The sequence below is a fragment of the Paucibacter sp. TC2R-5 genome, assembly GCF_025717605.1.
GTDB classification, from domain to species: Bacteria; Pseudomonadota; Gammaproteobacteria; order Burkholderiales; family Burkholderiaceae_C; genus Paucibacter_A; species Paucibacter_A albus.
On sequence record NZ_JAJIRQ010000002.1, the window covers coordinates 710,869 to 728,644 of the forward strand.

General features: G+C 62.1%; 11 protein-coding genes. 6 read left to right on the plus strand and 5 right to left on the minus strand.

All coding sequences use genetic code 11. From position 1 onward, the window contains the following. Window positions 1-12: 12 nt before the first annotated feature. The 3 genes from LNV08_RS06910 to LNV08_RS06920 all read right to left on the minus strand — a co-directional run bounded on the left by LNV08_RS06910 (window position 13) and on the right by LNV08_RS06920 (window position 5,474). Window positions 13-1,815, minus strand: coding sequence for an ABC transporter substrate-binding protein (locus LNV08_RS06910; protein ID WP_263532931.1), 1,803 nt, complete (start codon window positions 1,813-1,815; stop codon window positions 13-15). A gap of 211 nt (window positions 1,816-2,026) precedes the next feature. Continuing rightward, window positions 2,027-3,589 carry a diguanylate cyclase domain-containing protein gene (locus LNV08_RS06915; protein WP_263532932.1) on the minus strand — a complete coding sequence of 521 codons (1,563 nt, stop codon included), beginning with the start codon at window positions 3,587-3,589 and terminating at the stop codon, window positions 2,027-2,029. A gap of 46 nt (window positions 3,590-3,635) precedes the next feature. Next, a complete protein-coding gene (locus LNV08_RS06920) occupies window positions 3,636-5,474 on the minus strand; it encodes an ABC transporter substrate-binding protein (protein WP_263532933.1) in 1,839 nt (612 codons plus the stop codon). Between the two features lie 307 nt (window positions 5,475-5,781). Here LNV08_RS06920 and LNV08_RS06925 point away from each other — a divergent pair, with 307 nt between their 5' ends. The 5 genes from LNV08_RS06925 (at window position 5,782) to LNV08_RS06945 (ending at window position 12,838) form a co-directional block, all read left to right on the plus strand. Further along, window positions 5,782-6,720 carry an ABC transporter permease gene (locus LNV08_RS06925; protein WP_263532934.1) on the plus strand — a complete coding sequence of 313 codons (939 nt, stop codon included), beginning with the start codon at window positions 5,782-5,784 and terminating at the stop codon, window positions 6,718-6,720. A gap of 8 nt (window positions 6,721-6,728) precedes the next feature. Next, complete coding sequence (locus tag LNV08_RS06930; RefSeq protein ID WP_263532935.1) at window positions 6,729-7,769, plus strand: ABC transporter permease; 1,041 nt, start codon at window positions 6,729-6,731, stop codon at window positions 7,767-7,769. Window positions 7,770-7,776: 7 nt separating this feature from the next. Continuing rightward, window positions 7,777-9,477, plus strand: coding sequence for an ABC transporter ATP-binding protein (locus LNV08_RS06935; RefSeq protein WP_263532936.1), 1,701 nt, complete (start codon window positions 7,777-7,779; stop codon window positions 9,475-9,477). 37 nt (window positions 9,478-9,514) lie between these two features. Further along, complete coding sequence (locus LNV08_RS06940) at window positions 9,515-9,904, plus strand: VOC family protein (protein ID WP_263532937.1); 390 nt, start codon at window positions 9,515-9,517, stop codon at window positions 9,902-9,904. Window positions 9,905-10,066: 162 nt separating this feature from the next. Further along, a complete protein-coding gene (locus LNV08_RS06945) occupies window positions 10,067-12,838 on the plus strand; it encodes an alpha-1,6-glucosidase domain-containing protein (protein ID WP_263532938.1) in 2,772 nt (923 codons plus the stop codon). A gap of 57 nt (window positions 12,839-12,895) precedes the next feature. Here the strand turns inward: LNV08_RS06945 and LNV08_RS06950 are convergent, their stop codons facing one another. Continuing rightward, window positions 12,896-14,218, minus strand: a complete 1,323-nt coding sequence (locus LNV08_RS06950; protein WP_263532939.1) for a sensor histidine kinase — start codon at window positions 14,216-14,218, stop codon at window positions 12,896-12,898. Next, a complete protein-coding gene (locus tag LNV08_RS06955) occupies window positions 14,199-14,942 on the minus strand; it encodes a response regulator transcription factor (protein ID WP_263532940.1) in 744 nt (247 codons plus the stop codon). Before LNV08_RS06955 ends, LNV08_RS06950 begins: the two co-directional genes overlap by 20 nt. A gap of 297 nt (window positions 14,943-15,239) precedes the next feature. Here LNV08_RS06955 and LNV08_RS06960 point away from each other — a divergent pair. Further along, on the plus strand, window positions 15,240-17,776 hold a 2,537-nt coding region (locus LNV08_RS06960), incomplete at its 3' end, for a beta strand repeat-containing protein (RefSeq protein WP_263532941.1).

Below are 17,776 nucleotides of genomic sequence, written 5' to 3' on the forward strand. Positions count from 1 at the left end.
AAGACGGTTGGTTTATTTGGCCGCAGCCAAGGCATCGGCGTCGATGTCAATGTATTTCCAGAAGTCGCGCACAAAGGCGTTGCGCTCATAGCCGAGCACCCAGGGCTGCATGATGTCGGTGTAGACGCGGTGCACATGCAGCTTGATCGGCATATAGGCCACCATCAACTTCTGCGCCTCGGTCATCAGGTCTAAGCGCTCGGGGCCGTTGGGGAGTTTTTTCTGGGCTTCATACAAGGCGTTATAGGCGGGCAGATCAAAGCGGGCCTTGTTGGACTGGCCCTTGTTGGGCCCGTAGCCCAGCGCCAGAAAGGTGTCGCCATCGGGTGAGGCCGCGGTCCAGCCTACGCCCCACATCATCAGCTTGCCGGCGGTCGAGGCCTTCAGGTTCTCCGGCCATTTGGCGTGGCGGAACTTGATGCGTACCTGGATCGCATCCATCGCTTTTTGCCACAGCTCGGCCAGCGCACGCTTCTCGCCGTCTTGCTCGGTCGCATATTCGATTGTCAAATCGCTGCCGTCCGGCTTATCGCGCCAGCCGTCGCCATCGGCGTCCACATAGCCGTAGAGATCCAGCAGGGCCTTGGCGCGGGCGAGGTCATGGTCGCTCATGCTGGTTTTAAGGGTGGGCACAAAACCGAACACGCCGGGGCTGATCGGCCCTTGGGCGGCGATCGCCTGGCCACGGCGGGGCAGGCGGATCTCCTTGTCAACATCGATGGCCAGCGCAATCGCTCGGCGTAGCGCAATCTTCTCGGGCGTGTAGCCGCCGACCGTCGGATCTTCCATATTGAAGTAGGAGATCGCCACATCCGCCCGCGCATAACGCACCATCTGCAGCCCCATCTTGGCCAGATTGGGCGCCAACTTGTTGTTCGGAAAGGCGATGGGCGCGTACTCCGCCGGCACTTCCTCGACCATATCGGTCTCGCCTTGCAAGAAGGACAGCCAGCGAGGCTGGTTTTCTTCAATGATGGCGATTTCGACCCGGTCGATCATCGGCAGTTTGCGGCCCTGCAGCCGCGCGGCCTGGGCCACCAGGCGCGGCTTGTCGGCGGGCGGCTTTTCGTCATAGCGCAGATCGCGGAAGTTGGGGTTCTTCTCCAGCACCATGCGTGAGCTGCGCCGCCATTCGGTCAAGGCCCAGGCGCCGGTGCCGACCGGGTGGGCCATGATTTTGTCGCCGTAGCGTTCGACCACTTCATGCGCGACCGCGCCCATGGTGGAAGGGTCGGCAAATTGGTTGACGAAACGAGGGTCGCCGGCTTCGGTGCGGACCTGGAAGGTGTAGCGGTCGATCAGCGTCAGGCCGGCGACTGGGCGGGCGTAATCAAACGGGGTCTTGCGCTTGAGCGCTTCTTGGCGCAACTCGTTCAGGCCCGGGATGCGGGCGATTTCGAACAAATAGAGATTGGGGCTCTTCCAGCGTGGGTCGAAATGGCGCTTGAGCGAATAGACATAGTCGGCGGCGGTCAACTCGCGCTTTTTGCCCTCAAACGCCGGGTCGTCGTTGAAATAGATGCCGGGTTGGATGCGAAAGGTCAGGGTCTTGAAGTCGGCCGAGATCTCGGGCAGCGCCTCGGCCGTGGCCGCCTGCAGCCGCACCGGGCGGGCCAGGTATTCGTATTGCAGCGGCGCCTCAAAAATGCCGCCGGCAATGATGCGGGAGTAAAGGTCGGAGATCTGTGCCGGGTCAAAGCCGGTTTCGGCGATGCGAAAGGCGTAGCGAAGCACTTTTGGCTGTACTTTGGGCTCGCCAGCGCTGGCCTCGGCCAAGGCAAGGCCTGGCATCAGCATGGAAGCTGTGTACAGCATGATTGCCGCCCAGGGTCGCGCCACGATGACTCCTTGCTTAAAGAAACGCGCCGGTGACCTTGTGAGCCCGGCGCGCATTGGGTTGCCAAAGAACCGTCGCTTCGGCCCTTTTCGGGAGGACGGTTCAGGCCCGCAGTCTACGGCCTGAATGAGTCGGCCGCCATGCAGTCGAACCCGAGGGTGGGAGGGCGGCAGGGAGGGAAGGCGCAGCCTATTCGGCCAGCACGGCCCGGTCGCGGCCGTCTTGCTTGGCTTGATAGAGCGCCTGGTCGGCCCGGGCCATCAGGGCGGCCGGCGTTTCGTCGGCCGCTAAAGCGATGCCCACACTGAGGCTGAGGATGGGCGCAACCGGCGAGGCTGCATGCGGCAATGCCAGTTGCTGCAGATGCTGACGCAGGCGCTTGACGACTTCTTGCGCGCCTTCAGCATCGGTTTCGGGCAGCAGCAGTGCGAATTCTTCACCGCCGATGCGAGCGGCCATGTCGCCGCCCCGACGCAGCGCCGCCTGCAAGACCTGGGCCACCAGCTTCAGCGCCGCATCACCGGCAGGGTGGCCGTAGTGGTCGTTGTAGAGCTTGAAATGGTCCACATCCAACATCAGCAAGGCCAGCTTGCGTTCGCCCCGGCATTTGTTGGACAGCTCCAGCGCCAGGCGCTCATCGAAGCCGCGCCGATTGGTCAAGCCCGTCAGGGCGTCGGTCAGGCTGAGTTGCTGCAGGCTGTCAACCTGGGTTTCGATCAGGCTCAGCAGGTGATTGACATGGCCCGACAAGGTGCTGAGTTCGTCCGCGCCGCTCACCTTGATGCGGGTCTTCCAGGTCTGCGTCTTGGCCAGTGTGACCAACTGGCGGGTAAATCGGCGCAGGCGCCTCACCAGCAGCAGGTGGACGGCGACGGCCATCAGGCAGGCCATGACCAGCGCGGTCCACAGCAACTGCCCGCGTACCTGCTGATAGACCAGCAGGCCTTGCGCATGGACATCGCGCGGGACCGACAAGGCCAGCTGCGCCACATCGCGCTTGAGCAGGTCTTGCACCGGCAGGGCCAGGTGGTAGAGGCCGGGGGACTGGTTGCTTCGAACCTCCCCCGAGCCTAGCAAGCTGGCGGCGACAAAGTCGGGCCAAACCAGCATGTCCGGTTGGGCCTCGGCAGGGGCCTCCAATTGGAAGGGCAGCCGGGTTTGCTTGCTGAGCTTGGCCAGCAAGTCAGCATCCAAAAGCCGCCCCATCACGACCGAGCCCGAGAACTCGCCGCTGGCATCACTGCGGCGGATATGCGCCCAGCAGCCGAGCATCAAGCCGATTTCGGCTTTCATCAAACCGCAGGTCGGGGCGGCATGGCCATCCTTGATCAGGGCAATATAGGGCTTGATCTGCTGTTCAAGCCAAACCGGGGTCTCGCCGGCTGGGCGATGCAGCCGAGGGTTGGTGTTGAAGTGCACCAAGCGCCCCTGCCGGTCGTACACCATGATCAAGGACAGGTCCGCGGTCACCAGCGCTTGCGGGCCCAGACTGTCTTGCGCCCAGGCCGGGTCTGGGTGCTGGACGAAACGGTACATCTCGGACCAGACGGCCCAGTCACGGGTCAAGCTGTTCAGGTGCTCGAGCTCGGACTCTATGCTTTGCACCAGCCGACTGACATGCGAGGCCAGTTCACGCTTTTCTATGCTCTGGTAGCTGGCCTCAAGGCTGCCTTGCAACAAATTCAAGCTGACCAAGGCCATCAGGCCGAAGCCTAAGACAAAGGTCAATAGCAGCTTGAACCGAATACCCATCCAGAGCTCCGAAGCGGGACCGCTTCCATCAGCGACCCGACCGGACTCATTTTGCTTGCGATTGGCTCAATGCCTCGGTGTCGATGTCGACATATTTCCAAAAATCGCGCACAAACACATTGCGGTTGTAGCCGATCACCCAGGGTTGGGCCATATCGGTGAAGACGCGGTGCACCTCGGTCTTGTAAGGCATATAGGCCACCATCAGCTTGGCGGCCTCGGCCATCACGGCTTGGCGCTCCGGGCCGTCCGGCATTGCTTTTTGCTTGTTGTAGAGCGCATTGAAGGCCGGCAAATCAAAGCGCGCCTTATTGGCCTTGCCCTTGGCTGCCCCGTCGCCCAACGCCAAAAAGGTGTCGCCATCGGGCGCGGTGGCAACCCAGGACACGCCCCACATCTGCAGCTTGCCGGCATTGGCCGACTTGAGGTTCTCCGGCCATTTGGCGGTCTTGAACTTGATGCGGATCTTCAGCGCATTCATGGTCTGCTGCCATTGCTCATTGAGCTGGCGGTTGGCGCTGTCGGGCTGGGTGGCGTATTCCAGTTTCAGCGCTGAGCCATCGGGCTGATCGCGCCAGCCGTCGCCGTCTTGGTCGACATAGCCATAGAGGTCCAGCAGGCTCTTGGCCTTGGCGAGGTTGTATTCGCCCATTTCGGACTTGAAGGCTGGATCGAAGCCGAAGGTGCCGGGTGCGATCGGCCCATGCGAAGGCACGGCTTGGCCGCGGCGGGCCAGGCGGATCTGCTTGTCGATGTCCGAGCCCAAAGAGATCGCGCGGCGCAGCGCAATTTTCTCTGGCGTGTAGCCGCCAATCACCGGGTCTTCCATATTGAAGTAGGTGAAGGCCACGTCGGCGCGCGGGTAGCGCGTCATTTGTATGCCACGCTTGGCCAAGTTCGGCGCCAACTTGTTGTTCGGCATGGCGATGGTGGCGAAGTCCGCCGGCACTTCCTCGATCACGTCCTTTTCGCCGTTCAGGAAGGACAGCCAGCGCGGCTGTGGCTCCTCGATGATGGCGATCACGACGCGGTCCACCAGCGGCAGGCGCTGCCCCTGCAGCTTGGCCACTTGCGCGGCCAGGGCCGGATTGTCGGCCGGCGGGCTTTCCGCATAGCGCACTTCGCGGTAATTGGGGTTCTTCTCCAGCACGATTTGCGAGCTGCGGCGCCATTCGCCCAAGCGCCAGGCATTGGTGCCGACTGGGTGCTCCATGATCTTGCTGCCATACATCTCGACCACTTCGCGCGCCACCGCGCCGAGGAAGCCGGCATCGGCGAACTGGTTGATGAAGCGCGGGTCGCCCACACCGAGCTTGATCTGGAAGCGGTAGCGGTCCAGCACCTTCAGGCCTTCGACCGGCCGGTCATAGTCAAACGGTTTTTTGGCCGCCATCAGCTCTTTGCGCAGCTCCGAGGCGCCCAGGATCTTGACGTTTTCAAGCAGATAGAGATTGGGGCTCTTCCACTGCGGGTCGTAATGGCGCTTGATGGAATAGATGTAGTCGGCGGCGATCAGTTCGCGTTTTTTGCCGCCAAAGGCCGGGTCGTCGCTGAAGAAGATGCCGGGTTTCAACTCGAAGGTCAGCGTCTTGAAGTCGGCCGAGACTTCGGGCATGGCGACCAGGGTGTTGGGGCGCAGCTTGGCCGGGCGGGTGTGATATTCAAACTCCAGCGGCGCATCGAAGATGCCGGCCGCAACCGCCTTGGAATAGCTGTCGGAGATCTGTGCCGGGTCGAAGCCGGTCTCGGCGGCGCGAAACGCGTAGCGAAGGGATTTCACGGGTTGTTGGGTCTGCGGGGCGGGCTGCGCTTCTTGGGCCAGCAAGGGCAGGCTGTTCAGGGCCAGCAAGCAGGCAGCGGCGCGCTTCAGGGTGGATCGCATCATTTCTTGTCGTCACTGACTTGGGGAGCCGCGCAGTCTAGTGCCTGGGCTGCGCCCCGCTCATGCGCAAATGGCATTGCCGCCGCCAAAGCGGCCCGAAAGCCCCATGAATTCTCGAAACATGTCTCAGTTTTGCTCGAACCCGGCCCTCAATTCAGGGGGCGACAAGGGCAAAACCCGGTGAGCAGGGGCGCTCAAGTCGACTAGACTCGCGCCAGTTTTTCTTTTCGCAAGCCTTGTGGGCCATCAGCCCGCCGGGAAGCAATTTTGTCGAATCTGCGACGTCTTTCTTTACGGAGAACCAACAGCGATGCTGGCCTACCTATTCAGACGCTTGTGGCAAATGATCCCGACCTTGCTCGGTGTCGTGCTGCTGGTGTTTTTTCTCTTCAAGTTCTTCGGTGGTGATCCCGCCGAGATCCTCGGTGGCCTGAATGCGAGTGCCGAACAGATAGACGCGATCCGCGAGCAACTGGGCCTGAACAAGCCGGTGCTGGAGCAGCTGTGGATCTTCATCAAGCAGATCGTCACCTTTGACTGGGGCAAGAGCTGGGCCACCAATGAGTCGGTGGCCAGCCTGTTCAGCAGCCGCTTGCCGGCCACGCTGACGGTGATGTTGCCGATCTTGATTCTCGAAGTGCTGATCGCCATTCCTTTCGCCTTGGCCGTGGCCTCGGTGCGCGGCAGCCTGACCGACCGCACGGTGATGATTCTGAGCACGGTGGCGGTGTCGATCTCGCTGCTGGTCTACGTGATCGTGGGCCAATATGTGTTCGCCTTCCGCCTGGGCTGGTTCCCGGTGCAGGGCTGGACCGACAGTGTCTGGACCAACCTGACCACCTATGCGCCGCTGCCCGTGATGGTGGCGGTGGCCGTTGCGATCGCGCCCTACACGCGGCTGTACCGCACCTTCTTCCTGGATGAAATCGGCCATGACTATGTGCGCACCGCGCGCGCCAAGGGCATGACCGAGGGCACCATCTTGATGAAGCATGTCTTGCGCAACGCGATGATCCCCATCATGACGAATATCTCGGTGGCTTTGCCGGGCGTGTTTGTCGGCAGCTTCTTGCTCGAAGTGTTCTTCTCCATCCCCGGCCTGGGCCGTGAAATTTTGCTGGCGGTGAACCGCAGTGACTATCCCGTCATTCAGGCCTTTGCGATCTATATCGCCTTCCTGACCATGGTGGTGAACTTGATTACCGACCTCTTGTACAAACTGGTCGATCCACGGGTGGTGTTGAAATGAGCGCGGTCTTGTCTACTCCTGCAACGCCGGCCAAGGCCGGCAAATCAGAAGGCGTCTGGGCGGCGTCATGGCGACGCCTGCGCTCTGACAAGGTTGGCATGGTGTCCATGGTGATCGTGGGCTTCTTCCTCTTGATGGTGGCGGCTTCCAGCACCGGCTTGATTGCCAAGAACTGGCAAAAAGAAGTCGGCGTGCCGAACGCGCCGCCGACCTTTATCGGCCCGGCCCCGGCCGAAGCGACCAGTGCCATTGTTGCGCCCAAGGGCCCGAATGTGGACCTCAGCGATATCGACCCGTTGGCACCCAAGTACAAGGAATGGGAAGAGCGCGCCAAGGCCTACAAGACCGAGGTGACGGTCAAGGCCGAGACGCTGCCGATGGGCGGCGACCGCCTGGGCCGCGATGTGCTGTCCAAGGCGATCAAGGGCGCCGAGGTGTCCATCATGGTGGGCGTGTTGGCGGCCGTGGTGGCCACCATCATCGGCGTGGTGCTGGGTGCGCTGTCGGGCTTTTTCGGCGGACGCGTGGGCGACTTTCTGGAGTGGCTCTACAACGTCTTCACTGCCATCCCGAGCATCTTGCTGATCTTCGCGTTTGCGGTGATCTTCGGGCGCGGCGTGATGTCGGTGGTGATGATTCTGGGTCTGGCCGGCTGGCCCGGTATTTACCGCTTGATCCGTGCTGAATTCATGAAGCATTCGGTGCGCGAATATGTGCGCGCCGCAGAAGCCATCGGCGCTTCGCGTTATTCGCGCATGTTCAAGCACATCTTGCCTAACGTCTCGCATGTGGCGCTGGTGCAGCTGTCGCTGCATGTGGTGGGCTTCATCAAGAGCGAGGTGATCCTGTCCTATCTGGGCCTGGGCGTCGGCGTGGACCAAGTGTCCTGGGGCACGATGCTGAGCGAGTCGCAGAGCGAATTGATCCTGGGCTACTGGTGGCAATTGGCGGCAGTGACCGGCTTGATGGCCATCTTTGTGACCGCGTTTGCGCTGTTCACCGATGCCTTGCGCGATGCGCTGGATCCAAAGTTGCGCGGCCTGGAGTGATTTGAAAATGCTACTGAGTATTCAAGACCTAAAAGTCTCCTTCCGCATGGGCAAGGTCGATGGCCAGATGCAGCGCGCATTGGCCGTCAAAGGCATCAGCTTTGACATCCCCGAGAACTCGACCGTTGCGCTGGTGGGCGAGTCGGGCTCGGGCAAGTCGGTGACGGCCATGTCCATCCTCAACCTGCTGCCGGATAACGCCGAACGCGAAGGCAAGATCCTGTTCCAGGGTCAGGACTTGCGCCAGTGCTCGCTGCGCGAGTTGCAGGCCATCCGTGGCCGCGACATTGCCTGCGTGTTCCAGGACCCGATGACTTCGCTGAACCCGGTGTTCACCGTGGCCGCGCAGATCATGGAGCCGCTGATCAAGCATATGGGCATGAGCAAGAAGCAGGCGCTGGTGCGGGCCGAGGAGTTGCTCAACGAGGTCGGCATCCCCGAGCCCAAGCGCCGTCTGGGCAACTATCCGCATGAGATGTCGGGTGGCCAGCAGCAGCGCGTGATGATTGCGGTGGCACTGGCCTGCTCGCCAAAGCTGCTGATCGCCGACGAGCCGACCACGGCGCTTGACGTGACCATTCAGCGCCAGGTGATGGAGCTGATGGCCAAGCTCAAAGAGACGCACAAGATGGCGCTTCTGTTCATCTCGCATGACCTGGGTGTGGTCGGTGAAATCTCCGACCAGGTGGTGGTGATGCGCCATGGTCAGATCCGCGAGAAGGCCCCGGTGGCCGAGATTTTCAGCAATCCGCAAGACAGTTATACCAAGGCGCTGCTGGCCTGCCGGCCCTCGCTGACCGAGAACCCGGCGCGGCTGATGGTCATCGACGACCATATCGCCGGCCGCACGGTGCACGAAGGTGCGAGCAAGGCCAAGGACCCGAATGCGCCGGTGATTCTGGAAGCGCGCGGCTTGAAGAAGAGCTTCTTCTTCAAGAGCGGCTTGTTCGGCCAAAAGGAGTTCAAGGCCGTCAAGGAAGTGAACTTCAAGCTGCGCAAGGGCTACACCTTGGGCGTGGTGGGCGAGTCCGGCTCGGGCAAGACGACCATGGGCCTGACGCTCTTGCGCCTGCATGAGCCGACCGGCGGCGAGGTGCTGTTCGAGGGCAAGGACCTGCTGAAAATGAGCGGCAATGACTGGCAAAAGATGCGCCGCCGCATCCAGGTGGTGTTCCAGAACCCCTATGCCTCGCTGAACCCGCGCTTCACCATCGGCCAGACTCTGGTTGAGCCTATGGAGATCCACAAGATTGGCAAGGACCATGACGAACGCTTGGCGCGTGCCAGTGCTTTGCTGAAGAAGGTCGGCCTCGACGACACGGTGCTGAACAAGTACCCGCATGAGTTCTCCGGCGGCCAGCGTCAGCGCATTGCGATCGCGCGCTGCCTGACGCTGAACCCCGAGGTGCTGGTGCTGGACGAAGCGGTGTCGGCGCTGGACGTGTCGGTGCAGGCCCAGGTGCTCAATCTGCTGAAAGACTTGCAGGACGAGTTTGGCCTCAGCTATGTCTTCATCAGCCATGACCTGGCGGTGGTCAAGTTCATCTCCGACGAAGTGCTGGTGATGCAGAACGGCGATGTGGTCGAGCAAAGCGAGACGCAGGCGCTGCTGCATGCACCGAAGCAGGAGTACACGCGCAAATTGCTGGGTGCGGTGCCCAAGGGTTACCAAGGCCCGGCCCATGTGGCCGCAGCAGCGGCGGCTTGAGTCGGAGAGCACCTTCCCCTAGCGTTCGGAGCATGCGATGAAGCGAGTCACCGGTATCGGCGGTATTTTCTTCAAAGCGCGTGACCCGGACGCTCTGCGCGCTTGGTACCGCGATCATCTCGGTATTGAGGTGCAGGCCTGGGGCGGTTGCAGCTTCCAATGGCAGACGCCCGAGCGCCCCGAGCCGAATGGCTCGACGGTCTGGAGCGTGTTCGACGCGGCCGCCGAGCCCGACTACTTCGCGCCCAGCCGGGCCGCGTTCATGGTCAATTACCGCGTCGCCGACTTGGACGCGCTGCTGGCCGCGCTGCGCGCCGAAGGCTGCGATGTTGGCCCCAAGACCGACTCCTCCGAGTTCGGAAAATTTGGCTGGGTAATGGACCCCGAAGGCAATCGCGTTGAACTCTGGGAGCCACCCACCCTTTAAATGGGGTCAGGTTCATTTATTCTCGACTTCTTTATGTAATCAAGCTACTTATTTGATGTTTTCTCCAGGCAAGGCAACTTTTTTACTGAAAAATTGAAGTAGTTTTGTTACTATTTTCTGTGGGCCATTCCGGCCAACCCGAGCTTTGGGCAGAAAATGAGCATGCAAAAAATAATGGCGGCAAGCCGCTGGACTCGGTGGAGCGTGAGCTTGGTGCTTGGCTTGAGCGTCATGCCAGCACAGGCCTTGGATGCTTGCAACGAGCCTGGCTTTGCTCGCGTCTTGCAGCCGCAGCTTCAGCCTGACAAGTCCGTACTTGCCGCCCAAGCCTATTGGCTGAACCAGCGTCTGATTCAATGGCCTGGCGCAGTAGAGGACAGCGGCACCGGCACGCGGGCCAAGCTCTATGTTTCAGCGCAGGCGGCCTTGCAAGTCGGGTCGAATCAAGCGGTCACCGGCGCGGACCAGGCGCTGCTGCTTGAACCCAGTCGCGATGAACTGCCCGCCGATCTCGCCCAGCGCTTCAAGTTCATTGCCCCTGGCCCACGCTGGCAAGTGGCTGCGGCCGATCTGGCCCAATTGCCGGCCTTGCACCGCGCGCAAGTCTGGCTGGTGCTGGAAGGCGCCGACGGCGCGGTCCAAGCCCACACGCGCTTGCAGGCAGCCGGCGCTCTGGACGATCTGTACGCAGCGGCCGAGCAAGTGGACGATCTGGGTGCTCACCCCGCCGGGCAAACCAGCTTCAAGCTTTGGGCGCCCACGGCGCAAAAAGTCGCGCTCTGCCGCTACCCCAGCGGCAGCGGCAAGGCGCTGGCCATGGAGGCGCTGAATCTGGACGCGCAGACCGGTGTTTGGCAAACGAAGCTAACAGGTGATTTGAGCGGTCAGTATTACAACTACCTGGTGGACGTCCATGTGCCCGGCGTGGGTATCGTGCGCAACCGCGTCACCGACCCTTATTCGGTCGGCCTGAGCACCGACTCCAAACGCAGCTTTGTGGCCAAATTGCACAGCCCTGCTCTGAAGCCGGCGGGCTGGGACGCCACAGCGCGGCCGCAGCGCGTCAAGGCCTCGACCGATATGGTCATCTACGAGCTGCATTTGCGTGACTTCTCGATCGGCGACACCAGCGTGCCGCAGCCCAAACGCGGCAAATACCAGGCCTTCACGCAAAGCGACTCGGCCGGCATGCGGCACCTCAGGGCGCTCTCCAAAGCGGGCTTGACCGATGTGCATTTGTTGCCGGTGTTCGATATCGCCACCATCCCCGAGGCCGGCTGCCGCGAGCCCTTGGTGCCCCAAGCCCCCGGCGATAGCCCGCGCCAGCAAGCGGCCGTGATGGCCGTGGCGGCCGAGGATTGCTTCAACTGGGGCTATGACCCATTTCATTACAGCGCGCCCGAGGGCAGCTATGCCAGCGATGCGGCCAAGGCTGAGCGCCGCATCATCGAGTTCCGGGAGATGGTGCAGGCGCTGCACCGCGCCGAACTGCGCGTCGGCATGGACGTGGTCTACAACCACACGGCCGCCGCCGGCCAGCATGAAAAATCAGTGCTGGACCGTATCGTGCCCGGCTACTACCAGCGCCTGAATGCGAACGGCGAAGTGGAGCGTTCGACCTGCTGCGACAACACCGCCACCGAACATCGGATGATGGCCAAGCTGATGCTGGACTCGGTGGCGCTGTGGGCACGCGAATACAAGATTGATTCCTTCCGCTTCGACCTGATGGCGCACCAGCCGCGTGCGGTGATGGAGGCCTTGCAAGAGAAGGTCAACCAGGCGGCCGGTCGGCCTGTGCAACTGATTGGTGAGGGCTGGAACTTTGGCGAGGTGGCCAACGGCGTGCGCTTTGTGCAGGCCTCGCAGCTGTCGCTGAACGGCTCCGGCATCGCGACCTTCAGCGACCGTGGCCGTGACGCCGCGCGCGGCGGCAGCGCGGGCGACAACGGCGCGGCTGTAGTTCAGAACCAAGGCTGGTTGAATGGCCTGGTCTACGCGCCTAACGCCCTAGCCAAGCAGAACCCGCAGCGTCCGTCGGCCGATCTGATGCAGGCAGCCGATCTGCTTCGCGTCGGCCTGGCCGGCTCTTTGCGCGACTATGAGCTGCCGACCTGGCAGGGAAAAACGCTCAAGCTTGCCGAGATCGCCTATGGCGATCAGCCGGCCGGCTATGTCTCCCAGCCCGGCGAAGTGGTCAATTACGTCGACAACCACGACAACCAGACCCTGTTTGACATCAATGTGTTGAAGCTGCCACTGGAGACCTCGGCGGAAGAGCGTGCCCGCGTGCAGGTCTTAGGGCTGGCGCTGACGGCCTTCAGCCAGGGCGTCGCCTACTTCCATGCCGGCGTCGATATTCTGCGTTCCAAGTCACTGGACAAAAACAGTTATGACTCGGGCGATTGGTTCAATCGTCTTGACTGGACTTACCGCGACAACGGCTTCGCCGCCGGCCTGCCGCCCGAGCTGGATAACGGCGAGCAATACCCGCTGTTGGCGCCGCTGCTGGCAGACACGCGGATCAAGCCCAGCCCGGCAGACATCGCCTGGACGCGCGACGCCTTTCGCGATTTGCTCAAGATTCGCGCCAGCTCCAGCCTGTTTCGACTGCCCAGCGCCCAAGAGGTGAAGCAACGCCTGAAGTTCCACAACACAGGCCCGGCGCAGAACCCGCGCGTGCTGGTGGCCAGCCTGGATGGGCGCGGCTGGCCGGGGGCGGGCTTCAAGGAGCTGCTGTACTTCATCAATGCGGACCCGGTCGCACAGCAAATCGATTTGCCTTCGCAGGCCGGCAAGCCCTTGGTCTTGCACCCGGTGCATCTGCAAGCCAAGGCCGCTGACAAGCGCATTGCGGCCGAGGCAAACTTTGATTCGAACACCGGCCGCTTCACTTTGCCCGGACGCAGCGCGGTGGTCTTTGTGCGGCGCTGATGTGCGGCGCTGATGTCCGGCGAAATGCGGTGACAACAGGAGTGCTAAAGCTGCGGCCTAGCGCGCCAGCGGCAGCCGCGCCTGGACTTGGTGTTGTGAGCCGTTCTGGGTGAATACGAGCTCGCCCTGCAAGCGAACCACGGTTTGCTGAGCGATCGCTAGGCCCAGGCCAAAACCCGGCAAGCCTCGGCTGGCATCGCCGCGCGCAAAGGCTTCCATCAACTGCTTCGCGCCTTGTTCCGGCAGACCGGGGCCAGCGTCAGAGACGGTCAGGACCGCGGTATCGCCGCTCTGCAGGACTTCGACCTCGACCGGTACACCGCCATGCTTGATCGCGTTGTCAATCAGGTTGACGATCAGGCGCTCCAGCAGCAGCTCATGCGCCTGGTGCAGCAGCAAGGTCGGCGGTGCGCGGCAAAACAGCTCCTGCTGAGTGCGCTCAAAGCCGGCCACCGCCCGGCGTGCCGCGGCAGCCAAGTCCACCGTTTCATTCAGTTCCACAACGCCGGCACGGATGAACTCCACAAAGCTGGCCGTCAGCCGGTCGGCATGGTCGACATTGCGCGTGATGGAGGCAACGCCCGCGGCGTTCGCGGGCGACTCGGGCAGCATCTCTGCGGCCAGCCGGATGCGGCTCAGGGGGCTGCGCAAATCATGTGAAACGCCCGCCAAGAGCAGAGCGCGCTCGCGCTCATTGCGCTGCAGTCGTTCGGACAGGGTTCGGTAGGCTTGGTCAATCTCGAGCAACTCGGGTGGCGCTTGGCGGGGCAGTGGCGCGTGGCTCGCATCGCCGGCCTGAATGCCAGTATGCGCATGCACCTGCATGCGCCGGCGCAACTGCGACAGCGGCCCCGTCACCTTGCGCGCCAAGCTCAGGCTCAGCAGCCCCACGACCAAGCTCATCAGCACCAGGCCCACGCTCATGCGCGATGCCCAGCGCGGAAATGCGGCCGGTGGATAGCCACTCAACCAGACGGGCTCGGCGCCCGGGACTTGCACATGCATCCACAGCGTGAAGCGGCCTTCGCTGCGGCCCAGCCAGACCTCGTCCACTTGTATGCCTTGCTTGTGCAGTTCTTGAACGAAGTCAGCGATGGCCGGCATCGTGGTGACTCTAAGCTTAAGGCCCTCTGGCAAAGATTCATGCCGTCTGATGCCTTCGCTGATGCCATAGGCAGGCAGGCCCTGCGTCGACGGCATCGAGGGCGTACGCGCGGCGATCAGCACTTGGGGCGCGATCAGCACCGCATACTGCGGCGCCATCAGCTGATTGCGCTCCACCACCAGCAAGCCGCCCAGCAGCAGCAAGCCGCAAGCGACCAGCAGCACCTGTGCCAGCAATAGGCGGACAAACAGCGAGTCAAGGCGTTTCGGGATCATCGATAGCAGCTGCGCTGCCCGTAGCCACGCCGCGCGGCACAAAGGCATAACCCTCACCGCGCACCGTCTCGATCCAATCGCGGCCCGGCAGCGCTTCTGCCAGCCGCCGGCGCAAACGCCCGACCTGCACATCCACCGTTCGGTCCTGGGGCCGGTAGGCGCTGGCCTGCACCGCGTCGCTCAGTTGCTGGCGTGAGACGGCTTGACCGGGGGAGCGAGCCAACACCAGCAAGAGCTTGAACTCGATGCCGGTCAGGGGGATTTCCACGCCGCCAATGCGCACTTCACGGCGTTCCAAGTGCACGCTCATGCTGCCGAAATGCAACTCGTTTGCCGCCGCAGCCACCACCGGCGGGTTCTGCCGCCGGATCAAGGCACGCAGCCTGGCCACCAACTCGCGCTTCTCGAACGGTTTGGCCAGATAGTCGTCCGCCCCCAACTCCAAACCCAGCACCCGGTCGAATGGGTCGCCGCGTGCGGTCAGCATCAGGATGCCCAGGCCGGGGTAGGCGCTGCGCCAGCGCCGGCACAAATCCATGCCGCTGGCGTCGGGCAGCATCACGTCCAGCAGCACCACGGCGGGCAAGCTCATGCGCAGGCTTTCCTCAGCTTGAGCCGCATTGAGGGTAGTCTGCACGGCCCAGCCTTCAGCCTCCAGCAGCAGCATCAACATGCTGGCCAACTCGGCGTCGTCGTCAACGATCAACACTTGGGTTTGGGACATCAGGGAAGGCAGAGGCTGTTAAGTACTGGGTCGCAGGGCTGCAGATCGTAAGTCATCTGCGACCGTCAGTTGCGTGACATTGCCGCAGCAATTGCGACAGCCGTGTCATGAATTGTCGCGTTATGTCGCACACGCAGGAGGCGAATCTGCAGACACTGCCATCGCTGCGTACCGACGTTTTGTTTGCCTCCACGCCATTCTGAATCCGGCGAGCTCACCAGGCGATGCAGCAAGCGTCTTCAATCGCAAAGCCCACAAGTGGGCTGCCACTCATACAAATGAACCCAGGGAATCGATATGAACAAGCAAGCATGGCCAATTCCTCATTCAACACCAGCTGGGCGGCACACGGCAGAACGCAAGCTGCGCTTGCTGCCGACATGCCTAGCCATTGCCGCGATGTGCAGCGCAGGCCTTGCGCAAGCCAATGACTACACCTGGAAGGGCGGCGCTGGGTCGGGCACGCAAAAAATGAGCAATGCCCAGAATTGGACGCCCAGCTTCCGCCCACCCAACAGTCGCGACGTCATCCACTTCGGCACATCGACTTTCACGACGGTCGTGAGTGACCTGTTTTCCTGCTGCGACCAAGTTGTCTTTGACGTGGGTGCGAACGCCTTCACGCTTCAGGGCACGAGCAACGCCCTTTGGAACCTCACCAATGGCATTGTCAACAAGAGCAGCAAGGTGCAAACGATTGATTGGGGAAGCGCGTGGGGCTTCAGCATCACCGCGGATCAGACCTGGGACGGCGGCACGGCCGGCATGCTCATCACCGGTGACATGCTCCAGCAAAGGAATCTGACACTGTCCAACAAGGTCGTCTACAAGAATCTCGTCTCCGCCTCGATCAGTGACGACGCCAATTCGACCGTCGGCTTGACGATCAACTCCGGCAGCAGCTACAGCACGGCGGGGGCCTTCACCGTTAGCGGCGGCTTCCCGACCAGCAGCGGCTCCATCAAGGTGCAAGGCGTGGGCAGCAGCTTGGTCGTCGGCGCAGACCTGAACCTGGGCGACGTTGGCAGCGGCACCTTGCTGATCGACTCCGGCGCCAGCGCCTCCAGCAAGAACCTGAACTTGGGTAAGACCGGGACCGCAAAGATGACGGTGGACGGCGCCGGCTCGAGCTTCGAAGCTGGCAATGTGGGACTCAGCAACAGCGACTTGATCGTTTCGGGCGGTGGCACCTTCACCGCCACCGTCAATATGGGCTCCGGCGAGACCAATGTGAATTTCAGCATCACGGTCAAGGACAAGGGCACGCTGTTCAAGGTAAACACAGACCAAAGAGGCCTCTATCTGGGCGGCCAAGGCAACGGGCTGATGCAGCTCAGCAATGGTGCTGCTGCCGACATCAACGCCCTTTTCATGGGCCAAAAGGGCAATGGCGGTTTTGGCGTCATTGAAGCGACTGGACTTGGAACCACATTGAAAACCGGCTTCGTCGAGGGCAACGCGGGCCTTTTGAACGTGTCCAACGGCGCCAAGTTTCAAGTCTTGAATTCGATGACGATGGGGCTGGCAGGAGACTCCAGCTTCGTGGCTGCGGTGGCAGGCAGCGGCGCGCTTTTGAGCGTGGCTCAGGCCATCACCGTGGGCGCCGATGGTGCCGGCCGGCTGGATGTTCTGGGCGGCGGCGTTGTCGACGTCGGGCAACTGGTGATCGGTGATCTTGGCGTCGTCAATCTGCAGGGCGGCACCCTGAAGATGGTGACTGGCAAGATTGCCGGGACATTGAACTGGGACTCCGGCACGCTCAACTTCAAGTCGAACTACGCCACGGGCGACTTCCTGGGCCATGACATGGTGCTCAGCGCCGGCCAGATCCTCAAGGGTGACGCACAAATCCGTGTGGGCTCGGGCGACAGCCTCACATTCGCGGGGGGGGCGCTGCAGGCGATTGATTTCCAAATGGATGCGAATGCCTCAGCAAAAGTGGGCCGTGCCAGCAGCTTGGCTGCCAACACCATCAAAAACTACGGGCGCCTGATGCTGGACGGCGGTTCGGTGAACGGCGCCTTGCTCAACGCCGGCACCATGACCGGCTCGGGCACTATCCGCGCCAAACTGGGTCAGGGGGGCTTCATCAACAGTGGCCGGTTTGACCAGGGTGACTATGTTGAATTGGTAAATCCAGGCAGCAATATCAATACCGGCGTTTGGGCTTTGGGCAAGGGCGGCGCGCTCCAACTGCGATCAAGCAACTTGAATAACCAGGGCTTGATGAGCTTGGCGGGCGCCAGCATCGGTGCTTTTGACGGTACGAGCAAGCTGGTCAACGAGGCGGGCGGCATGATCAGCGGCAACGGCGTCATCAGCGCCAGTTTTGCCAACCAAGGCAGCCTGATCGTCGAGGGCGGCAAGCTGTCGGTCGACAAGAGCTTTGCCAACAGCGGCCAGATTCTCTTGACTTCGGCCATCGCCAGCCTGAGTGGCGGGGCGATCGACAACACGGGTCGCATCGAGGGCCTGGGCCAGATCGGCAATGCGATCAACAACCAGGGCTTTGTCAGCGCCAAGGGCGGCATCTTGACGCTCGCCGCTGGGGGCATCAGCAATCGCGGGACTTTGTCCGTCGACCGCGACGCGACCCTGCGCTTGACCCAAGGCCTGCTGCCGAATATGGGCAAGATCCAACTGGCGGGTGGTACGTTTGACAACAATGGCTTTGCGATGAGCAACGAGGTCGGCGCGGTGATCAACGGCTTTGGCAGCCTGAACAGCGGCTTGCTGACCAATAAAGGCAAGATCTTGCTGAGCGGCGGCAACTCGACGATCTATGCCGACATGCTCAGTACCGCTGCCAGCCAGATCATTCTTTCGGGCAATAG